The sequence below is a fragment of the Pseudomonas sp. BTN1 genome (assembly GCF_001907715.1).
GTDB classification, from domain to species: domain Bacteria; phylum Pseudomonadota; class Gammaproteobacteria; order Pseudomonadales; family Pseudomonadaceae; genus Aquipseudomonas; species Aquipseudomonas paracarnis.
Genome location: NZ_MPBM01000019.1, coordinates 233,245 through 248,807, shown reverse-complemented (window position 1 = coordinate 248,807; position 15,563 = coordinate 233,245). Strand labels below are relative to the sequence as shown.

General features: G+C 58.2%; 13 protein-coding genes. 7 read left to right on the top strand and 6 right to left on the bottom strand.

The window, feature by feature from the left end:
- Window positions 1-8: 8 nt before the first annotated feature.
- On the top strand, window positions 9-4,391 hold the full coding sequence (locus BMH52_RS08755) for an RHS repeat-associated core domain-containing protein (protein WP_073843413.1): 4,383 nt from the start codon (window positions 9-11) through the stop codon (window positions 4,389-4,391).
- On the top strand, window positions 4,388-5,149 hold the full coding sequence (locus tag BMH52_RS08750; protein ID WP_177345080.1) for a pentapeptide repeat-containing protein: 762 nt from the start codon (window positions 4,388-4,390) through the stop codon (window positions 5,147-5,149). Before BMH52_RS08755 ends, BMH52_RS08750 begins: the two co-directional genes overlap by 4 nt.
- A gap of 171 nt (window positions 5,150-5,320) precedes the next feature.
- On the opposite strand, the gene BMH52_RS08745 is transcribed toward BMH52_RS08750, so the two are convergent.
- From BMH52_RS08745 to BMH52_RS08730, 4 genes are all read right to left on the bottom strand, one after another.
- Window positions 5,321-6,415 (bottom strand): type III secretion effector protein, encoded by a 1,095-nt coding sequence (locus BMH52_RS08745; protein WP_072435257.1) that lies wholly within the window; start codon window positions 6,413-6,415, stop codon window positions 5,321-5,323.
- Between the two features lie 274 nt (window positions 6,416-6,689).
- Window positions 6,690-6,965: an HU family DNA-binding protein gene (locus tag BMH52_RS08740; protein WP_003195589.1), complete on the bottom strand. Its 276-nt coding sequence runs from the start codon at window positions 6,963-6,965 to the stop codon at window positions 6,690-6,692.
- 190 nt (window positions 6,966-7,155) lie between these two features.
- Window positions 7,156-8,304, bottom strand: a complete 1,149-nt coding sequence (locus tag BMH52_RS08735; protein WP_019818134.1) for an NAD(P)/FAD-dependent oxidoreductase — start codon at window positions 8,302-8,304, stop codon at window positions 7,156-7,158.
- Window positions 8,305-8,340: 36 nt separating this feature from the next.
- Window positions 8,341-8,508, bottom strand: a complete 168-nt coding sequence (locus BMH52_RS08730) for a rubredoxin (RefSeq protein WP_014720509.1) — start codon at window positions 8,506-8,508, stop codon at window positions 8,341-8,343.
- Window positions 8,509-8,703: 195 nt separating this feature from the next.
- Here BMH52_RS08730 and BMH52_RS08725 point away from each other — a divergent pair, with 195 nt between their 5' ends.
- Window positions 8,704-9,267, top strand: coding sequence for a chorismate lyase (locus BMH52_RS08725; protein ID WP_073452510.1), 564 nt, complete (start codon window positions 8,704-8,706; stop codon window positions 9,265-9,267).
- Window positions 9,267-10,157 carry a 4-hydroxybenzoate octaprenyltransferase gene (ubiA, locus tag BMH52_RS08720; RefSeq protein ID WP_014720511.1) on the top strand — a complete coding sequence of 297 codons (891 nt, stop codon included), beginning with the start codon at window positions 9,267-9,269 and terminating at the stop codon, window positions 10,155-10,157. The genes BMH52_RS08725 and ubiA overlap by 1 nt, the downstream gene beginning before the upstream one ends.
- A 121-nt stretch (window positions 10,158-10,278) precedes the next feature.
- On the opposite strand, the gene BMH52_RS08715 is transcribed toward ubiA, so the two are convergent.
- Window positions 10,279-10,656 carry a hypothetical protein gene (locus tag BMH52_RS08715; protein WP_014720512.1) on the bottom strand — a complete coding sequence of 126 codons (378 nt, stop codon included), beginning with the start codon at window positions 10,654-10,656 and terminating at the stop codon, window positions 10,279-10,281.
- 151 nt (window positions 10,657-10,807) lie between these two features.
- Between BMH52_RS08715 and phoB the strand changes: the two genes are divergently transcribed.
- The 3 genes from phoB (at window position 10,808) to BMH52_RS08700 (ending at window position 14,463) form a co-directional block, all read left to right on the top strand.
- Complete coding sequence (gene phoB / locus BMH52_RS08710; protein WP_003195617.1) at window positions 10,808-11,497, top strand: phosphate regulon transcriptional regulator PhoB; 690 nt, start codon at window positions 10,808-10,810, stop codon at window positions 11,495-11,497.
- Window positions 11,498-11,579: 82 nt separating this feature from the next.
- Window positions 11,580-12,866 (top strand): phosphate regulon sensor histidine kinase PhoR, encoded by a 1,287-nt coding sequence (gene phoR / locus BMH52_RS08705; RefSeq protein WP_178123077.1) that lies wholly within the window; start codon window positions 11,580-11,582, stop codon window positions 12,864-12,866.
- 256 nt (window positions 12,867-13,122) lie between these two features.
- Window positions 13,123-14,463 carry a hemolysin family protein gene (locus BMH52_RS08700; protein ID WP_003195620.1) on the top strand — a complete coding sequence of 447 codons (1,341 nt, stop codon included), beginning with the start codon at window positions 13,123-13,125 and terminating at the stop codon, window positions 14,461-14,463.
- A gap of 131 nt (window positions 14,464-14,594) precedes the next feature.
- Here the strand turns inward: BMH52_RS08700 and BMH52_RS08695 are convergent, their stop codons facing one another.
- A complete protein-coding gene (locus BMH52_RS08695) occupies window positions 14,595-15,494 on the bottom strand; it encodes a response regulator (protein ID WP_073843409.1) in 900 nt (299 codons plus the stop codon).
- Window positions 15,495-15,563 lie beyond the last annotated feature (69 nt).

Genomic DNA, 15,563 nt, shown 5'->3' with positions numbered 1-15,563 from the left:
TCTGAGCAATGAGTGAGGATCTTTGGGCGGCCCGCGAAGGCGACGCACTGCTGCACACCTCGGTGATGGCCGATATTCTCGGCGGCGTGCTGGAAGTGGCCGCCTATGCGGCGCTCACCACCGTGGGCTGCCTGGCCGTTGCCGGGGCGGTGTTCCTCGCGACGGGTGCAACCATCGCCACCGGCGGTGTAGCCCTGGTGTTGGTGGTGGGCGCGGTCGTCGGTATTACCGCTGGCCTCACGGGGGCGGACTTGAAGATATCCAGTTGGTGCGAGTCCGCCGCCAACTGGGTGTTCCCGCCGGTGATCGATGCCTTCATCACCAGCGGTTCGCACAACGTGTTCATCAATGGCAAAAAGGCCGCCCGCGCCGCAGGCAAGATGACGGCTGTACCGGTCGCGCCCAGCGAGCCGGCAGCGCCGAGCTTCCTGGATATGGCCGGGGAGTTTTTCTCGCAGATGTGGCGCCCGACCGTCGCCTCGCCCGCCCCCGGCACCGAGCCGTGCCCGCTGGACACCGTGGCGTGCAACAAGCATCCGCCCATGCCCCTGCAGTTTATTGCCGAAGGTTCCAGCTCGGTGTTCATCAACGGGCAGCCTGCGGCACGCAGCGGTGATCGCAGTACCTGTGACGCCAAGATTGGGACGGCTGAGGGCCTGATTTCGCCGGATGTGCGCATTGGTGGTGAGACCATTGTGGTGCAGGAGATTCGTAGCGGGAAAACGCCGGGGGTGGGGCTGGCGATTACTGCCTTGTTGATGCTACGCGGCAATGTGAAGTGCTTTTGGAGCAAACTGCCCTGCCTGTTCGGCAGTGTGGTGGTAGGGGCTGGAGTCTCCTATGGCACCAGCAAAATAACCTCTGCGCTCAAGAGCGCCATGAACGGCTCCCCCAACCCCGTGCACAGTGCGACCGGCGCTAAGATTCTAGGTGATGAGGATGAACTGGATTTCGTGCTTCCTGGGCTGTTTCCCATCGATTGGCAGCGTTTCTACAGCAGCCTCGACGCACGGACCGACGGTCTCTTTGGGGCGGGCTGGAGCGTTGCCTATGAGGTATCGGTCGAGATCGATAAAGACGAAAACTTGTTTTATATCGATGAACAGGGAAGGCGCTTGGAGATCGGTTACATCCCTGCGTCCGGCGGAGCATTCGACCCAGTCGAAGGTCTTGCGGTCAGGCGCAGTGGTGACGCAGCGGTCTTGATCGAGAGTACCGACGGCCTGTATCGGCTGTTCGAACTCGACCCGCAGAACCACTCTCGAATGCGTCTGCAACTGCTAGGTGATCGCAATGAAGGGCGGATCTTCCTTGATTACGATGCCCAAGGACGGCTGTGCCGCCTGCGCGACACCCATGACTTGATGCACGTCGACCTAAGCTACACCGCAGAGCATCCTGGGCGTGTAAGCCATATCGAACGCCGTTACCTGCGCCAAGACCATTTCGATGGGCGCTGCGACGTGCTCGTCAGCTATCGCTATGACAGCAACGGCGATCTTGCCGAAGTCTTGGACGCCCAGGGCACGACCCTTCGCAGCTTTGCCTACGACAGCGGCAGGCGCATGACCGTGCACCGATTGCCGAGTGGCATGCGCTGCTTCTACCAATGGGCTCAAGTACCTGGACCAGACGGCTCGGAATGGCGCGTCAGTCGGCACTGGACAGATGCGGGTGATGAATACACCTTCGACTACGACTTGGATGCGGGCATTACGCGCGTCACCGACGGGTTGAGGCGCGTCAGCACTCGGCATTGGAATCCGCAGTTCCAGATCACTCGTTACATCGATAACCTCGGCCATACGTGGCAGTTTGAATGGAGCGAAGATCGCCAACTGCTCGGTGCGATTGACCCGCAAAACGGCCAGTGGCGTTTCAACTATGACGCGTGCGGCAACCTGAGCGCCGTCATCGATCCACTGTCCAGAACCAGCAGCACGCAGTGGCTGGCGCATTGGGCATTGCCCGAGGTGGAAACCGATACTGCGGGCCACAGCTGGCATTATCGCTACGACCAGCGTGGTAACTGCATCGAGGAAATCAACCCCCTGGGCAACCGTACGCGCTATGTCTATGACGGTTTCGGCCAGCCGGTACGCATCATCGATGCGACCGAAAAAACCAGAACATTGCATTGGAACGAATGGAGCCAACTGGTCGAAGAAGTGGACTGCTCGGGTTATCCCACTCGCTATCAGTACGACGCCTTCGGCTATTTGGTGGTGCAGACCAATGCCGAGGGTGAATCGGTGCGCTATCGGTACGGTCCTCAGGGGCTACTACTGGAATGCCAGCTTCCAGATGGCCGCGTCGAACTGTTCCAGCGCAGCGCAAATGGTTATCTGACTGCCCACGTTGACCCTGCCGGCAGCACCACACGCTATGACTATGACGTTCGTGGCTTGGTCAAACAACGCCGGGATGCGCATAACCGTTCGGTGATGTTCGATCATGATGCCTACGGACGACTCCGCAAGCTGACCAACGAGAATGGCGAGAGCTATCGCTTTGAGTGGGACGCAGCCGACCGCATGGTGCAGCAGCAGGATCTGGATCAAAGCCGACGCTGCTACACCTACGATTCACTGGACGATATTGTTGCCGTGGACTATCTACCGGGAACAGAGGGCGAGCCGGTAGCGCCGTTGTCGCACCAGTTTCAGCGCGATCCTGTTGGCCGCCTGGTCAGTAAAACCACCGCGGACGGCACCACGGTCTATGAACACGACCTGAACGACCAGTTGGTCGGTGTCACCTTCACCGCCCTTGATGGCCGCCAGCAGCTACTCGGTTTCAGCTATGACGCGCTGGGGCAACTGCTTGAGGAGCAAAGCTCGGCAGGGTCTGTGCAGCATCGTTACGACGAGCTGGGAAACCTGGTTCAAACCGGCTTGCCCGACGGTCGATGGTTGAACAGGCTGTACTACGGTAGCGGCCACCTGCATCAGTTGAACATCGATGGAAAAGTCATCAGCGACTTTGAGCGTGATCGCTTGCATCGCGAAGTACAGCGTACCCAGGGCCAACTCAAAACGAGTACCGCATACGACCGAAGTGGCAGGGTTCGCTCACGACAGCGTCGCAGCATTGACCAGCCTTGGCAGTTGCCTCCCCTGGTCGAGACGGACTATAGCTTCGACCCCAGTGACAACCTGATCGGGCGACGTCGTATAAACCACCAACATGATCATCAAGAACATCTGGGTTACGACAGCACCGACCGAATCCTTTTAAGCCACCAAGTTGGCCGGACCGAAACATACGCCTATGACGCTGCGGCCAATCTGCTGGACCGCCCAAATCAAGGTGGTCTCATACGACATAATCGCCTGCTCGTCTATCAAGACATACGGTATGCCTATGATGCTTTAGGAAGAATGATCGAAAAACGCAGCTCTGCTCGTGGCTTGCAGCGCTTTGCCTACGATGCGGAAAGCCGGCTGGTTGAAGTGCGAAATGAGAGCGGCCACGTGGTCAGGATGACCTATGACCCCCTAGGGCGGCGGATCGAAAAAACCGAGCATGATTACAATGGCCGCCCGTTGGGCCAGACGAGTTTCACCTGGGATGGTTTACGTCTGTTGCAGGAGTTCAAACACAGCCAGACCAGTCTGTATCTATACGAAGGTGAAAGCTACGTGCCCCTGGCCAGGATTGACGGCATCGGCCCACTGCAAAAAACCCGCTACTACCACAATGATCTTAACGGACTGCCGGAGCGACTGACCGAGGCCGATGGACAAATTACCTGGCGTGCGACTTATCAGGTGTGGGGCAATACCTTGGAAGAGGTGCGGGAGCCACATTACATTGAAGAACAAAATCTACGCTTCCAAGGGCAGTATCTGGATCGGGAGACGGGGCTGCATTTTAATACATTCCGGTTTTATGATCCCGACGTGGGGCGTTTTACAACGCCGGACCCTGTCGGGCTAGCAGGAGGTTTTAACCTTTATCAGTATTCTCCTAACCCCTCGGGATGGATCGATCCGTTGGGATGGGCACCTTGCGGCTCAACCACTGCTAAGCTTCAAGCGCATGCCAATGCAGCGAAGAAGGCTGTCTACAGTAACCCCCAAAGGTCATTGACCCCGAGGCAAAGAGCAGCGGTGAAACGAGCCTATGATAGAGGCGACCTCGGACAAGCACGTTCTCGCTATCGCAGGTATGTAGGGCAGAGAATTGATGCAAACTTCAAAACCAGAGTAAAAAATGATCCATCATTGGGACACCTGGAGGTATCGAAATCAGGGCAGCGTCTTCCCGATGTGTATGAAACTAAAACTAAAACCTGGTGGGACCTCACGACTAAGGCTGATTGGAAAAGAGGCACGCATCAGCGGCGTTATGGGGACTGGGGCAATGGTTATGAAGGAATATTATGGTGAATGACAAAATGCCATCAACTGTTCTGTCCGGCATACAGCAGGACGGGCTCGTGCTACCTAAAAAAACGCGTTTTGAAAAAGAGCGGATTATCGATTGTAAATTAAAAGATGCGAATCTCTCCGATCCGATTTTCGATCAATGTATATTGGAGAGCTGCAGCTTTGAGAAAAGTGATTTTTCCGGTTCAAGATTTTTCAATAAGACCTTATTAGCCCATTGTCACTTCAAGACGGTTGACTTTCAGGCTTCAGGCTTCAGCGACAGCAAATTCGAGAACTGCACTTTCATAAGGTGCAACTTTCGAGAAGCGTCTTTGAAAGATTGCGAATTCAGCAACTGCCTATTTACCCAGTGCAAGATCATTGACAACTCGTTCAATGCCAGCAAAATAAACAACCTCAAGTTTTCGGGAAAATTACAAGAGGTAAGTTTCATATCCGAACCGCCCAACACCCCCCTTCTTGTTGATTTTGAATTGTGCAAATTGGATTGGGTAACATTTCAAAACTGTGACCTTGCGCAGATTATTCCTCCCGCAGATATCCAGCACGTTTTTTTCAAAGACGTGTCAGGTCGCGCCCGTAAAGCGCTTGCATCAATTACCTCTGAGCCAGACAACCAGATCAATAAGCTATTGAAACGCCGCCTGCAAAAACTCACAACGCAACGAGGCGCGCTCTTCAATATCAAGAATCTTGAAGAGTACGAAGGGCCTGAGTTCACCAAACAGTTTATTGCGCTTCTTCAGGCAACTTAAGAAACGTTAGGGCAGCCCTGAATTAAAAATTCCTGATGAAGCAACTGACCGAAGCTGATGGGAAAACGGTATTTCACGGGTACTCTTGCCCATAAAAAGAGACGACGTTATTTAAGCCAATAACGTTCGTCCCATTACCTGCCTACTTATTTAAATAAACGCTCTATCTCGCTACACGCCTGGTTTTTTCTGCGATTTCCGATTCTGAACATCCTTCAATAAATCGATCATTTCATTTATGTGTTCCTGACGTTTTTCAATATTGTCCATACGAGACTCATCAGTCGGCGCCCCTGATGATTCGGCAGCTTCATACGGTTCGTAAAGGAGTTTAAAACGCTTAGCGAGCTCCGGCATTTGCTTTTCGATTGCATTCATCGACGCCTCAAGGTTCTTCAGGCGCCCTTCTGTATCCGTAGGCGCTTGATCGCTTGGCTGCACCGCATTTGCTTCTGCTCCTAAGTTGAGAAAAATAAACAGGTTGGCCGTTGCCTCATTTTTTATTTCAGCACCGGTGAGGCGAGCCTCCATTTGTTGCTCTTTCGTCGCGGCAGGGTCTACGGTTCCAATCGTGCCATCTGCATTCTGTACTGGCGCTCCTGGCATCTGACTTTGCGCTGTAAATTTATTCTGGAAGTAGTTAGACGTGAATTGCTGGCCGACAGTGAAGGGGCTGCTGGTTATGTTGTTTGCACCGGCCGTTATAAAAGCATTACGCACAGTGGCCGCTACTGATGGAGGCGCCGGCGGTAAGTTCTGTGGCTGACTCACAATGCTTTGCGCGGTGCTCACTACACCACTCGGAGTGTTCGGCACAGCCGTTGGTTTTGTTGGAGTAGGTGTGATTGGCTTAGGCTTCACAGTTGGCTTAGGCGTTACCGTTGGCTTAGGCTTCACAGTTGGCTTAGGTGTGGACACGGCAGGGGAAGATCCACCATTAGTTCCGCCAGTTCTAGGTTTGCCTGGAGTGTGAGGTTTGCCTGGAGCGCCAGGTTTGAATTTAAGATCTTCGGGGGCAGGAAGGTCTAATTGATCGGGTCCCAAATTATTAGCAATCGCAGCACCCATTTGCCTTTTTTTAGCAGCGATCTCCTCCGGGGTCGCTGCTATGCATTTAAATACCTGCTCGTCCGCGCCACTCGAAACGCCCTCAACGTTAGCGGTGGCTGCTCCGGCAGCACCCGACGCCGACGGAGCCTTCGCTTCTACTTTTTTCTCGTGGGGTAATTGGACAGGTGGAACAAAAGGCAGATCAAGAACTTTCATATATACACCTCTAAATGAGTTTAGAGAGCGCTCCCTGCAGTCTCGCGCTATATGTGTCCTGTCGTTTGGATGTAGTTCCACACTGAGTCAATATAGAAACTCTATAACATCGATTCGATCAATGGCTACTGTACTCACTTATATCTACGCAAGAGGCAACGTCTGTTGTGGTGGCAAAAATGCTTCTCTCGCACAATAAAAATGGGCACCCGACCCAGTCGGCGTGCCCATTTTCTTTACCGCCCCGCCTCCCTTCGAGACGGTACCGCTTAACTTACGGGTTGACGCTGTCTTTGAGCGACTTGCCCGGCTTGAACGCTACCGTGTTGCTCGCCTTGATTTTCACTGGCTCACCGGTTTGCGGGTTTTTGCCGGTGCGGGCGCCGCGGTGGCGTTGCAGGAAAGTGCCGAAGCCGACCAGGGTGACGCTGTCCTTGCGGTGCAGGGCGCCGGTGATTTCTTCGAGGACGGCATTGAGGACGCGGTTGGCCTGTTCTTTGGTGAGATCGGCTTTTTCAGCGATGGCGGCTGCGAGATCTGGTTTACGCATATGTGAAGCCTCTTTGACGGTTTTTTGTTGTTATGTCCGTGCTGCTCTCTGGTGGAGCAGCGCCAAGGCGCCGCAGGCTCTACTCTGCGGCAGACGGGAGTGAGGATGGCACGCCCTCGGGCGCCGCGCCAGTCTCGCGGCGGCCTTTCTCGGGGTATGAACGTGATGTTTGCGACAGAACGGGTGGTATTTACGCCAGTAACGGCGGAAGTTCTTTGTTCAGCGCCAGTTTTTCCATGACAGCGCTGCCGGTCAGTGCATAACCCAGCAGACGGCCGCTGGCATCGCGGCACAGGGCCTTGATGTCGGCACCCTGCCCTTCGACACTCCACACGCCTTCAGTGCCCCGTGGAGCAGGTGACACCACGAGCGGGCACACCGGGGTTTTCACGGTGATCGGCATTGGCCCGTAGCTCACCGCCGTGGCATTGCCAGCCAAGGTTTGTGCCAGGGCGCGAGCGCAGCTCATCAGCGGCATCACGTACAACAGGTTCAGGCCATCGACCTCGGCGCAGTCGCCCAAGGCGTAGATATTAGCGTGGGAGGTCTTGAGGTGACGGTCCACCATGATTCCGCGGTTGATTTGCAGGCCAGCGGCTGCGGCCAGGTCTACGCGTGGGCGCAGGCCGATGGCGGACACCACCAGGTCACAGTGGATCACTTCGCCGTCCGAGAGGTGCGCTTCAAGGCCATCAGCGGCGCGTTGCAGGCGATTGAGCACCGGGCCCAGGTGAAAGCGCGCGCCGATGCCTTCGAGCCCGGCTTGCACCGCGGCGGCCGCCGCCGGGTGCAGCAGGGTCGGCATGACTTGCTCACAGGGCGCGACCAGGTCGATTTCATAGCCGCCCAGGATCAGGTCGTTGGCAAATTCGCAGCCGATCAGGCCGGCGCCGAGCAGCAGCACGCGCCGTTTGCCAGCAGCAGCGGCACGAAAGCGTGCGTAGTCTTCCAGGTCGTTGATCGGGAAAATCAAATCAGCCGCATCGCCTTCGACCGGTACGCGCACGGTTTCTGCGCCCCAGGCCAGGACCAGGTCGCGATAGGTCACCGCTTCCTCGCCGATCCACAGACGCTTGTGGCCTGGGTCGATGCCGCTGATACGCGTATGGGTGCGCACCTGGGCCTTGAGCTGCTCGGCCATGGCGCCGGGTTCGGCCATGCTCAGGCCATCGGCTTCCTTGTTCTTGCCAAAGCCGGTAGAGAGCATGGGCTTGGAGTAGGAGCGTCCGTCATCGGCAGTGATCAGCAGCAATGGGGTCTCGCTGTCGAGCTTGCGAAACTCCCGGGCGACGTTGTAACCGGCCAATCCTGTGCCGATGATCACGACAGGTGCGTTCATTCCTTTCTCCTTGTAGTACGTTTCTTAAATTCGGGATTACGCGATTTCGATCATTTCGAAGTCCGACTTACCCACGCCGCAGTCCGGGCACAGCCAGTCTTCCGGGACGTCCTGCCACAGAGTGCCTGGTGCAATACCGTCATCCGGCCAGCCGTCCGCTTCGTTGTAAATAAGGCCACAGACGATACATTGCCACTTCTTCATTACGTGCTTCCTCAGGTTCAGGCGTGTTGGCCGACGGTCGATGGATCCAGCGTTGCCGCGCGGCTCAGGGCGTTTTGTACTGATCGGGGCCGGCAGATGCAAGCACGTTCGACGCAAACGGCCGGTTTGGCGCGGCAAAAGTTCAGGGTGCCATGGTAAGCTCGCCGCCTCTTTTGCTGCCAATACTGACTCACCGTGCCGCACTCAATCGCCCTTCCCGATGCTTGCCAATGGCTGACCCAGAGCCTTCTGAGCCCCTTGCCCACGCCCTTGACCCTCAACTGGCTATTTGACGAAGGCTCGCTGACGCGACGGCTGACGTGGCTGTCCAACGAGGCTTTCAGCGTGACGCCGCTGTTCGAAGGCTGGCAACCGTTGCGCGATGATGAATGCGCCGCCCTGGACCTGCCGCCGGCCAGTATCGGCTGGGTACGCGAGGTGTATTTGCGCGGGCACGGCCTGCCTTGGGTGTTCGCCCGCAGCGTGGCGGCCCGCAGTGCTTTGCAGGGCGATGGCCTGCACATGGACGAGCTGGGCAGCCGTTCGCTGGGCGAGTTGCTGTTCTGCGACCGCGCCTTTACCCGCCAGGCCATCGAAGTGTGTCACTACCCTCGTGCCTGGCTGCCGACAGCGGACCAGGCCGATAATCTGTGGGCGCGCCGCTCGCGCTTCGACCGCGGGGCGCTGAGCGTGCTGGTGGCGGAAGTCTTCCTGCCGAGTTTCTGGCACGCGCTGCATGATCATCCGGAGAACTGCTGATGTACCAACGTCTGCTCAAGTCCTTGAACCGCCTGAACCCCAGGGCCTGGGATTTCATTCAGTTGACGCGCATGGACAAGCCCATCGGCATCTACCTGCTGCTGTGGCCGACACTGTGGGCCCTGTGGATCGCCGGCAAGGGTTCGCCGTCGCTGATCAATATCGTGATTTTCGTGCTGGGCGTGGTACTCACCCGGGCCGGCGGCTGCGTGATCAACGACTGGGCCGACCGCAAGGTCGATGGCCATGTGAAACGCACCGAGCAACGCCCGCTGGTGAGCGGCAAGATCAGTTCGAAAGAAGCGCTGGTGTTTTTTGCCGTGCTGATGGGCATCAGTTTCCTGCTGGTGCTGCTGACCAACGCCAGCACCATCCTGCTCTCCCTGGGCGGCCTGGCTCTGGCGGCGAGCTACCCGTTCATGAAGCGCTACACCTATTACCCCCAAGTGGTGCTGGGCGCAGCGTTTTCCTGGGGCATGCCGATGGCGTTTACCGCCGAGACCGGCCATTTGCCTGCCACCGCGTGGCTGCTGTACATCGCCAACCTGTTGTGGACGGTGGGCTACGACACCTATTACGCCATGACCGACCGCGATGACGATTTGAAGATCGGGGTGAAATCCACCGCCATTCTGTTCGGTGACGCTGACCGCGTGATCATCCTCACCCTGCAAGGCCTGGCGCTGGCGTGCCTGTTGCTGGCCGGCGCACGGTTCGAGCTGGGCGGGTGGTTCCACCTCGGGTTGCTGGCGGCAGCGGGCTGTTTTGTCTGGGAGTTCTGGTACACACGGGACAGGGACCGCATGAAGTGCTTCAAGGCGTTCTTGCATAATCACTGGGCGGGGTTGGCGATTTTTGTCGGGATCGTGGTGGATTACGCGGTTCGCTGAGGATTCTGTGGTGGCTGTTGGGACGCCATCGCAGGCAAGCCAGCTCCCACATTTTGACTGTATTCGCAGATCAAAAAATGGGGAGGGGCTTGCCTCCGATGGATTCAGCAGCGCCGCAGACTTAAGGCTTGATGATGTGCCAAACGCTACCCTTGCCATCACCGGTCTTGTCACCGGCTTTCTTGTCGTCCTTGTAGGTGTAGACAGGCTTGCCTTTGTAGGCCCACTGGCTGGTCTGGTCGTCGCGGGTGATCACCGTCCAATCGCCGGTCTTGGTGTCAGTGGACTCTGCCTTCAGCGGTGGCCAGTTGGTCGCGCACTGGTCCTTGCACACTGATTTGCCATCAGCGTCCTTGTCGAAGGTATAGAGCGTCATCCCCTTGTGATCCACTAACATCCCGTCTTGGGTCATCGCCGGCTCTGCCGCAAACGCCAGGCCTGGCAGCGTCAACACCGCAGATACCAGCAGGGCTTTCCAGGAAACAGTGCTGTAAGTCATCGGAACCTTCCTTTGTGGTTGTCAGGATTCGGACCCAAAGGGTAGTCCAGAGTGCCGTTAATTGCCCAAGCGACTAAATTACTGTCACACGACTGCAATAATTCCGTTATCTAATGCGGCGCAAGACAGTTAAATGACAAGAGGATTGAGCATGGTTGGCAGGAGCATTCTGATCGTTGACGACGAAGCGCCCATTCGCGAAATGATCGCCGTCGCGTTGGAAATGGCCGGCTATGACTGCCTGGAGGCGGAGAACTCCCAGCAGGCCCACGCCATTATCGTCGACCGCAAGCCGGACCTGATCCTGCTCGACTGGATGCTGCCCGGCACCTCAGGCATCGAGTTGGCCCGCCGTCTCAAGCGTGACGAGCTGACCGGGGACATCCCGATCATCATGCTCACCGCCAAGGGCGAAGAGGACAACAAGATCCAGGGCCTGGAAGTCGGCGCCGATGACTACATCACCAAGCCGTTTTCCCCCAGGGAGCTGGTGGCGCGCCTCAAAGCCGTGCTGCGCCGCGCCGGCCCGACCGATGGCGAAGCGCCTATCGAAGTCGACGGCTTGATCCTGGACCCGATCAGCCACCGCGTGACCATCGACGGCAAGCCTGCGGAAATGGGGCCGACCGAATACCGCCTGCTGCAATTCTTCATGACCCACCAGGAGCGCGCCTACACCCGTGGCCAACTGCTCGACCAGGTATGGGGCGGCAACGTCTATGTGGAAGAGCGCACTGTGGACGTGCATATCCGCCGCCTGCGCAAAGCCTTGGGCGATGCGTACGAGAATCTGGTACAAACCGTGCGCGGTACCGGCTATCGGTTTTCTACCAAAGGCTGAGCCAGTCCCTTTCCTCCCTTAACAGCTGACAAGGACGCATGTTTAAGTGAACCAGAACTGGCACGGCACCCTGATCCGCCACATGCTTCTGTTGATCACTGCCTGCCTGCTGGTCGGGCTGATCAGTGGCTATTACGGCTGGAGCCTGGCCGCCGGCATCGCGTTGTACCTGGGCTGGACCCTCAAACAATTGCTGCGCCTGCATGAATGGCTGCGCCAGCACAAACCCGACGAAGCACCGCCCGATGGCTATGGCCTGTGGGGCGAGGTGTTCGACAGCATCTACCACCTGCAACGCCGCGACCAACGGGTACGCGGGCGCCTGCAAGCGGTGATCGACCGGGTGCAGGAGTCCACCGCCGCACTCAAGGACGCGGTGATCATGCTCGACAGCGACGGCAACCTCGAATGGTGGAACCGCGCCGCCGAGACTCTGCTGGGCCTCAAGACGCCCCAGGACAGCGGCCAGCCGGTGACCAACCTGGTACGCCACCCGCGCTTCAAGGAGTACTTCGAGCAGGACAACTACGAAGAAGCTCTGGAAATCCCCTCGCCCACCAACGACCGCGTGCGCATCCAGCTGTACCTGACCCGCTACGGCAACAACGAACACTTGATGCTGGTACGTGACGTGACCCGTATCCACCAGCTGGAACAGATGCGCAAGGACTTCGTCGCCAACGTCTCCCACGAGTTGCGCACGCCCTTGACGGTGATCTGCGGCTACCTGGAGACGTTGCTGGACAATGTCGATGAGATCAACCCGCGCTGGAGCCGCGCCCTGCAGCAGATGCAGCAGCAAGGCTCACGCATGCAAACCCTGCTCAACGACCTGCTGTTGCTGGCCAAGCTTGAAGCCACGGACTACCCCTCGGACAACCACCCCGTGGCGGTGCAGAGCCTGTTGCAGACGATCAAGAACGATGCCCAGGCGCTCTCAGGCGAACGCGGGCAGCAGATCACGCTGGAGGCCGACCCAACCGTATTGCTCAAGGGCAGTGAAGGCGAACTACGCAGCGCCTTCTCCAACCTCGTGTTCAACGCGGTGAAGTACACCCAGGACAAGGGCAATATCCGCATTCGCTGGTGGGCCGATGAGCATGGCGCACACCTGAGTGTGCAGGACTCGGGTATCGGTATCGACGCCAAGCACCTGCCGCGCCTGACCGAGCGCTTCTACCGTGTCGATTCCAGCCGTAACTCCAATACCGGCGGCACCGGGCTGGGCCTGGCCATCGTCAAACATGTGCTGTTGCGCCATCGGGCCCGCTTGGAAATCAGCAGCGTGCTGGGGCATGGCAGTACCTTTACCTGTCACTTTCCGCCGGCGCAGGTAAACCGTTCGCGAGCGGTCGAGGCCGATGATTAAGTGGAAGTGAGCACGGCCCACTGTGGGAGCTGGCTTGCCTGCGATGGCGGCGGGTCAGCCAAATTATCGGTAGCAGGCAGACCGCCATCGCAGGCAAGCCAGCTCCCACACGGGTTCTGCGACACGACTTTGCAGCCCCGCCCGGCAGCGGGCACTAGGCAAGCGCCCCGTCAGCCGCTACATTGGCCGACTTGTGCCTGCCTTTCAGGCCTACCTGTCACCCTTATTGAACACACGGAACCTGCAAAACCCCATCATGGACCCTTCCCCTGGCATTACCCTCGCTACACTCTTCGCCGATTTCGGCATGATTCTTTTTGCACTGATCCTGGTACTGCTCAACGGTTTCTTCGTTGCGGCGGAATTTGCCATGGTCAAACTGCGCGCCACCCGCGTCGAGGCCATCGCCCATAAGAACGGCTGGCGCGGGCAGATCCTGCGTACCGTGCACAGCCAGCTCGACGCCTACCTGTCGGCTTGCCAGTTGGGTATCACCCTGGCGTCCCTGGGCCTGGGCTGGGTCGGTGAACCGGCCTTTGCGCACATCCTCGAGCCGATGCTGGGCGCGGTCGGCGTGCAGTCGCCTGAAGTGATCAAGGGCGTGTCGTTCTTTGCCGCCTTCTTCGTGATTTCCTACCTGCACATCGTGGTCGGTGAGTTGGCCCCAAAATCCTGGGCGATTCGCAAACCCGAGTTGCTGTCGCTGTGGACGGCCGTGCCGCTGTACCTGTTCTACTGGGCGATGTACCCGGCTATCTACCTGCTCAACGCCAGTGCCAACGCCATTCTGCGTATCGCGGGCCAAGGCGAGCCTGGCCCCCACCATGAGCACCATTACAGTCGCGAAGAACTCAAGCTGATCCTGCACTCCAGCCGTGGCCAGGACCCCAGCGACCAAGGCATGCGCGTACTGGCCTCCGCCGTGGAAATGGGCGAGCTGGAAGTGGTGGACTGGGCCAACTCCCGGGAAGACCTGGTGACCCTGGACTTCAACGCGCCGCTCAAGGAAATCCTCGCGCTGTTCCGTCGTCACAAATTCAGCCGTTACCCGGTGTATGACGCGGTGCGCAACGAGTTTGTCGGCTTGCTGCACATCAAGGATTTGCTGCTGGAGCTGGCGGCCCTGGACCATATCCCCGAATCGTTCAACCTGGCCGAATTGACCCGCCCATTGGAACGCGTATCGCGACATATGCCGTTGTCGCAACTGCTGGAGCAGTTCCGCAAAGGCGGCGCGCACTTCGCCCTGGTGGAAGAGGCCGACGGCAAGATTATCGGTTACCTGACCATGGAAGACGTGCTGGAAGTGCTGGTGGGCGATATCCAGGACGAACACCGCAAGGCCGAGCGCGGCATCCTCGCCTACCAGCCCGGCAAACTGCTGGTGCGTGGGGACACGCCGTTGTTCAAGGTGGAACGCCTGCTGGGCGTCGACCTGGACCACATCGAAGCCGAAACCCTGGCCGGCCTGATCTACGACACGCTCAAGCGCGTGCCGGAAGAAGAAGAAGTGCTGGAAGTTGAAGGCTTGCGGATCATCATCAAGAAGATGAAAGGGCCGAAGATCGTGTTGGCCAAGGTCTTGCTGCTGGACTGACTGCAAGCGCAGTGCTGTGTGTGGGAGCGGGCTTGCCCGCGATAGCGGTGGGTCAGCCAGCGCATTGTTGACTGATAGATTGCTATCGCGGGCAAGCCCGCTCCCACATTGCTTAGGCGTTGCTCTGTAGATCACGCACCCGGCACGAAATGCTTCTGCGCCGTGCCACGGGCGATCAGGCGGGAAATGTAGTCCAGCTTCTGCGCATCCTGGTCGATAAAGCGGAAGGTCAGTTGCAACCAGTCGCTGTCGGGCTTGGGCTCGTAGGCGACGATGGCGTGTAGGTAGCCGTTGAGCCGTGCGACTTCGGCGTTGTCGCCCTGTTCAAGGTCGAGCACGGCGCTTTCCAGCACCTGAGGCAGGACCTCGCCACGCTTTACCACCAGCAACGCTTCCTTGATGCTCAGGGCCTTGATCACGCATTGCTGGGTGCCGCTTGCGAGGCGCAACTGGCCCTGACCGCGACTGCCAGCCGGCGCCGCTGCGGCGGGGGCCTTGATTGGCGGTGTATTGAGCAAACCTTTGCTGGGCGCCGCCACCGGGGCCGGCTTGACCGCTTCGGGTTTGCCGCCGGTCAGGGCGCTCAGGGAGTCGTTGCCAAAGGCTGAGTTCATCTTGGTCGGCGCGCTGGCAATCAGCGCATCGAGGCGACCGATCTTGTGCAGGGCTTGCTTGACCTTGTTCAGCAACTGCTCGTTGGTGAACGGCTTGCTCACGTAGCCGGAAACGCCGGCCTGGATGGCCTGCACCACGTTTTCCTTGTCGCCACGGCTGGTCACCATCACGAACGGCATGGCCTTCAGGTGCGCTTGCTCGCGGCACCAGGTCAACAGCTCAATACCGGACATTTCCGGCATTTCCCAGTCACACAGCACCAGGTCGAAGGTTTCGCGCATCAGGATGGATTGCGCCTTTTTGCCGTTCACCGCATCTTCGATCTTGATTCCGGGGAAGTAATTGCGCAGGCACTTCTTCACCAGGTCGCGAATAAACGAGGCGTCATCCACCACCAACACACTGACTTTACTCATCGACCCTTCATCCTATAAAAACGTCTGCAAAACGCCTGACTGATGGCATTTTGCCAAAACTCGCGGGTC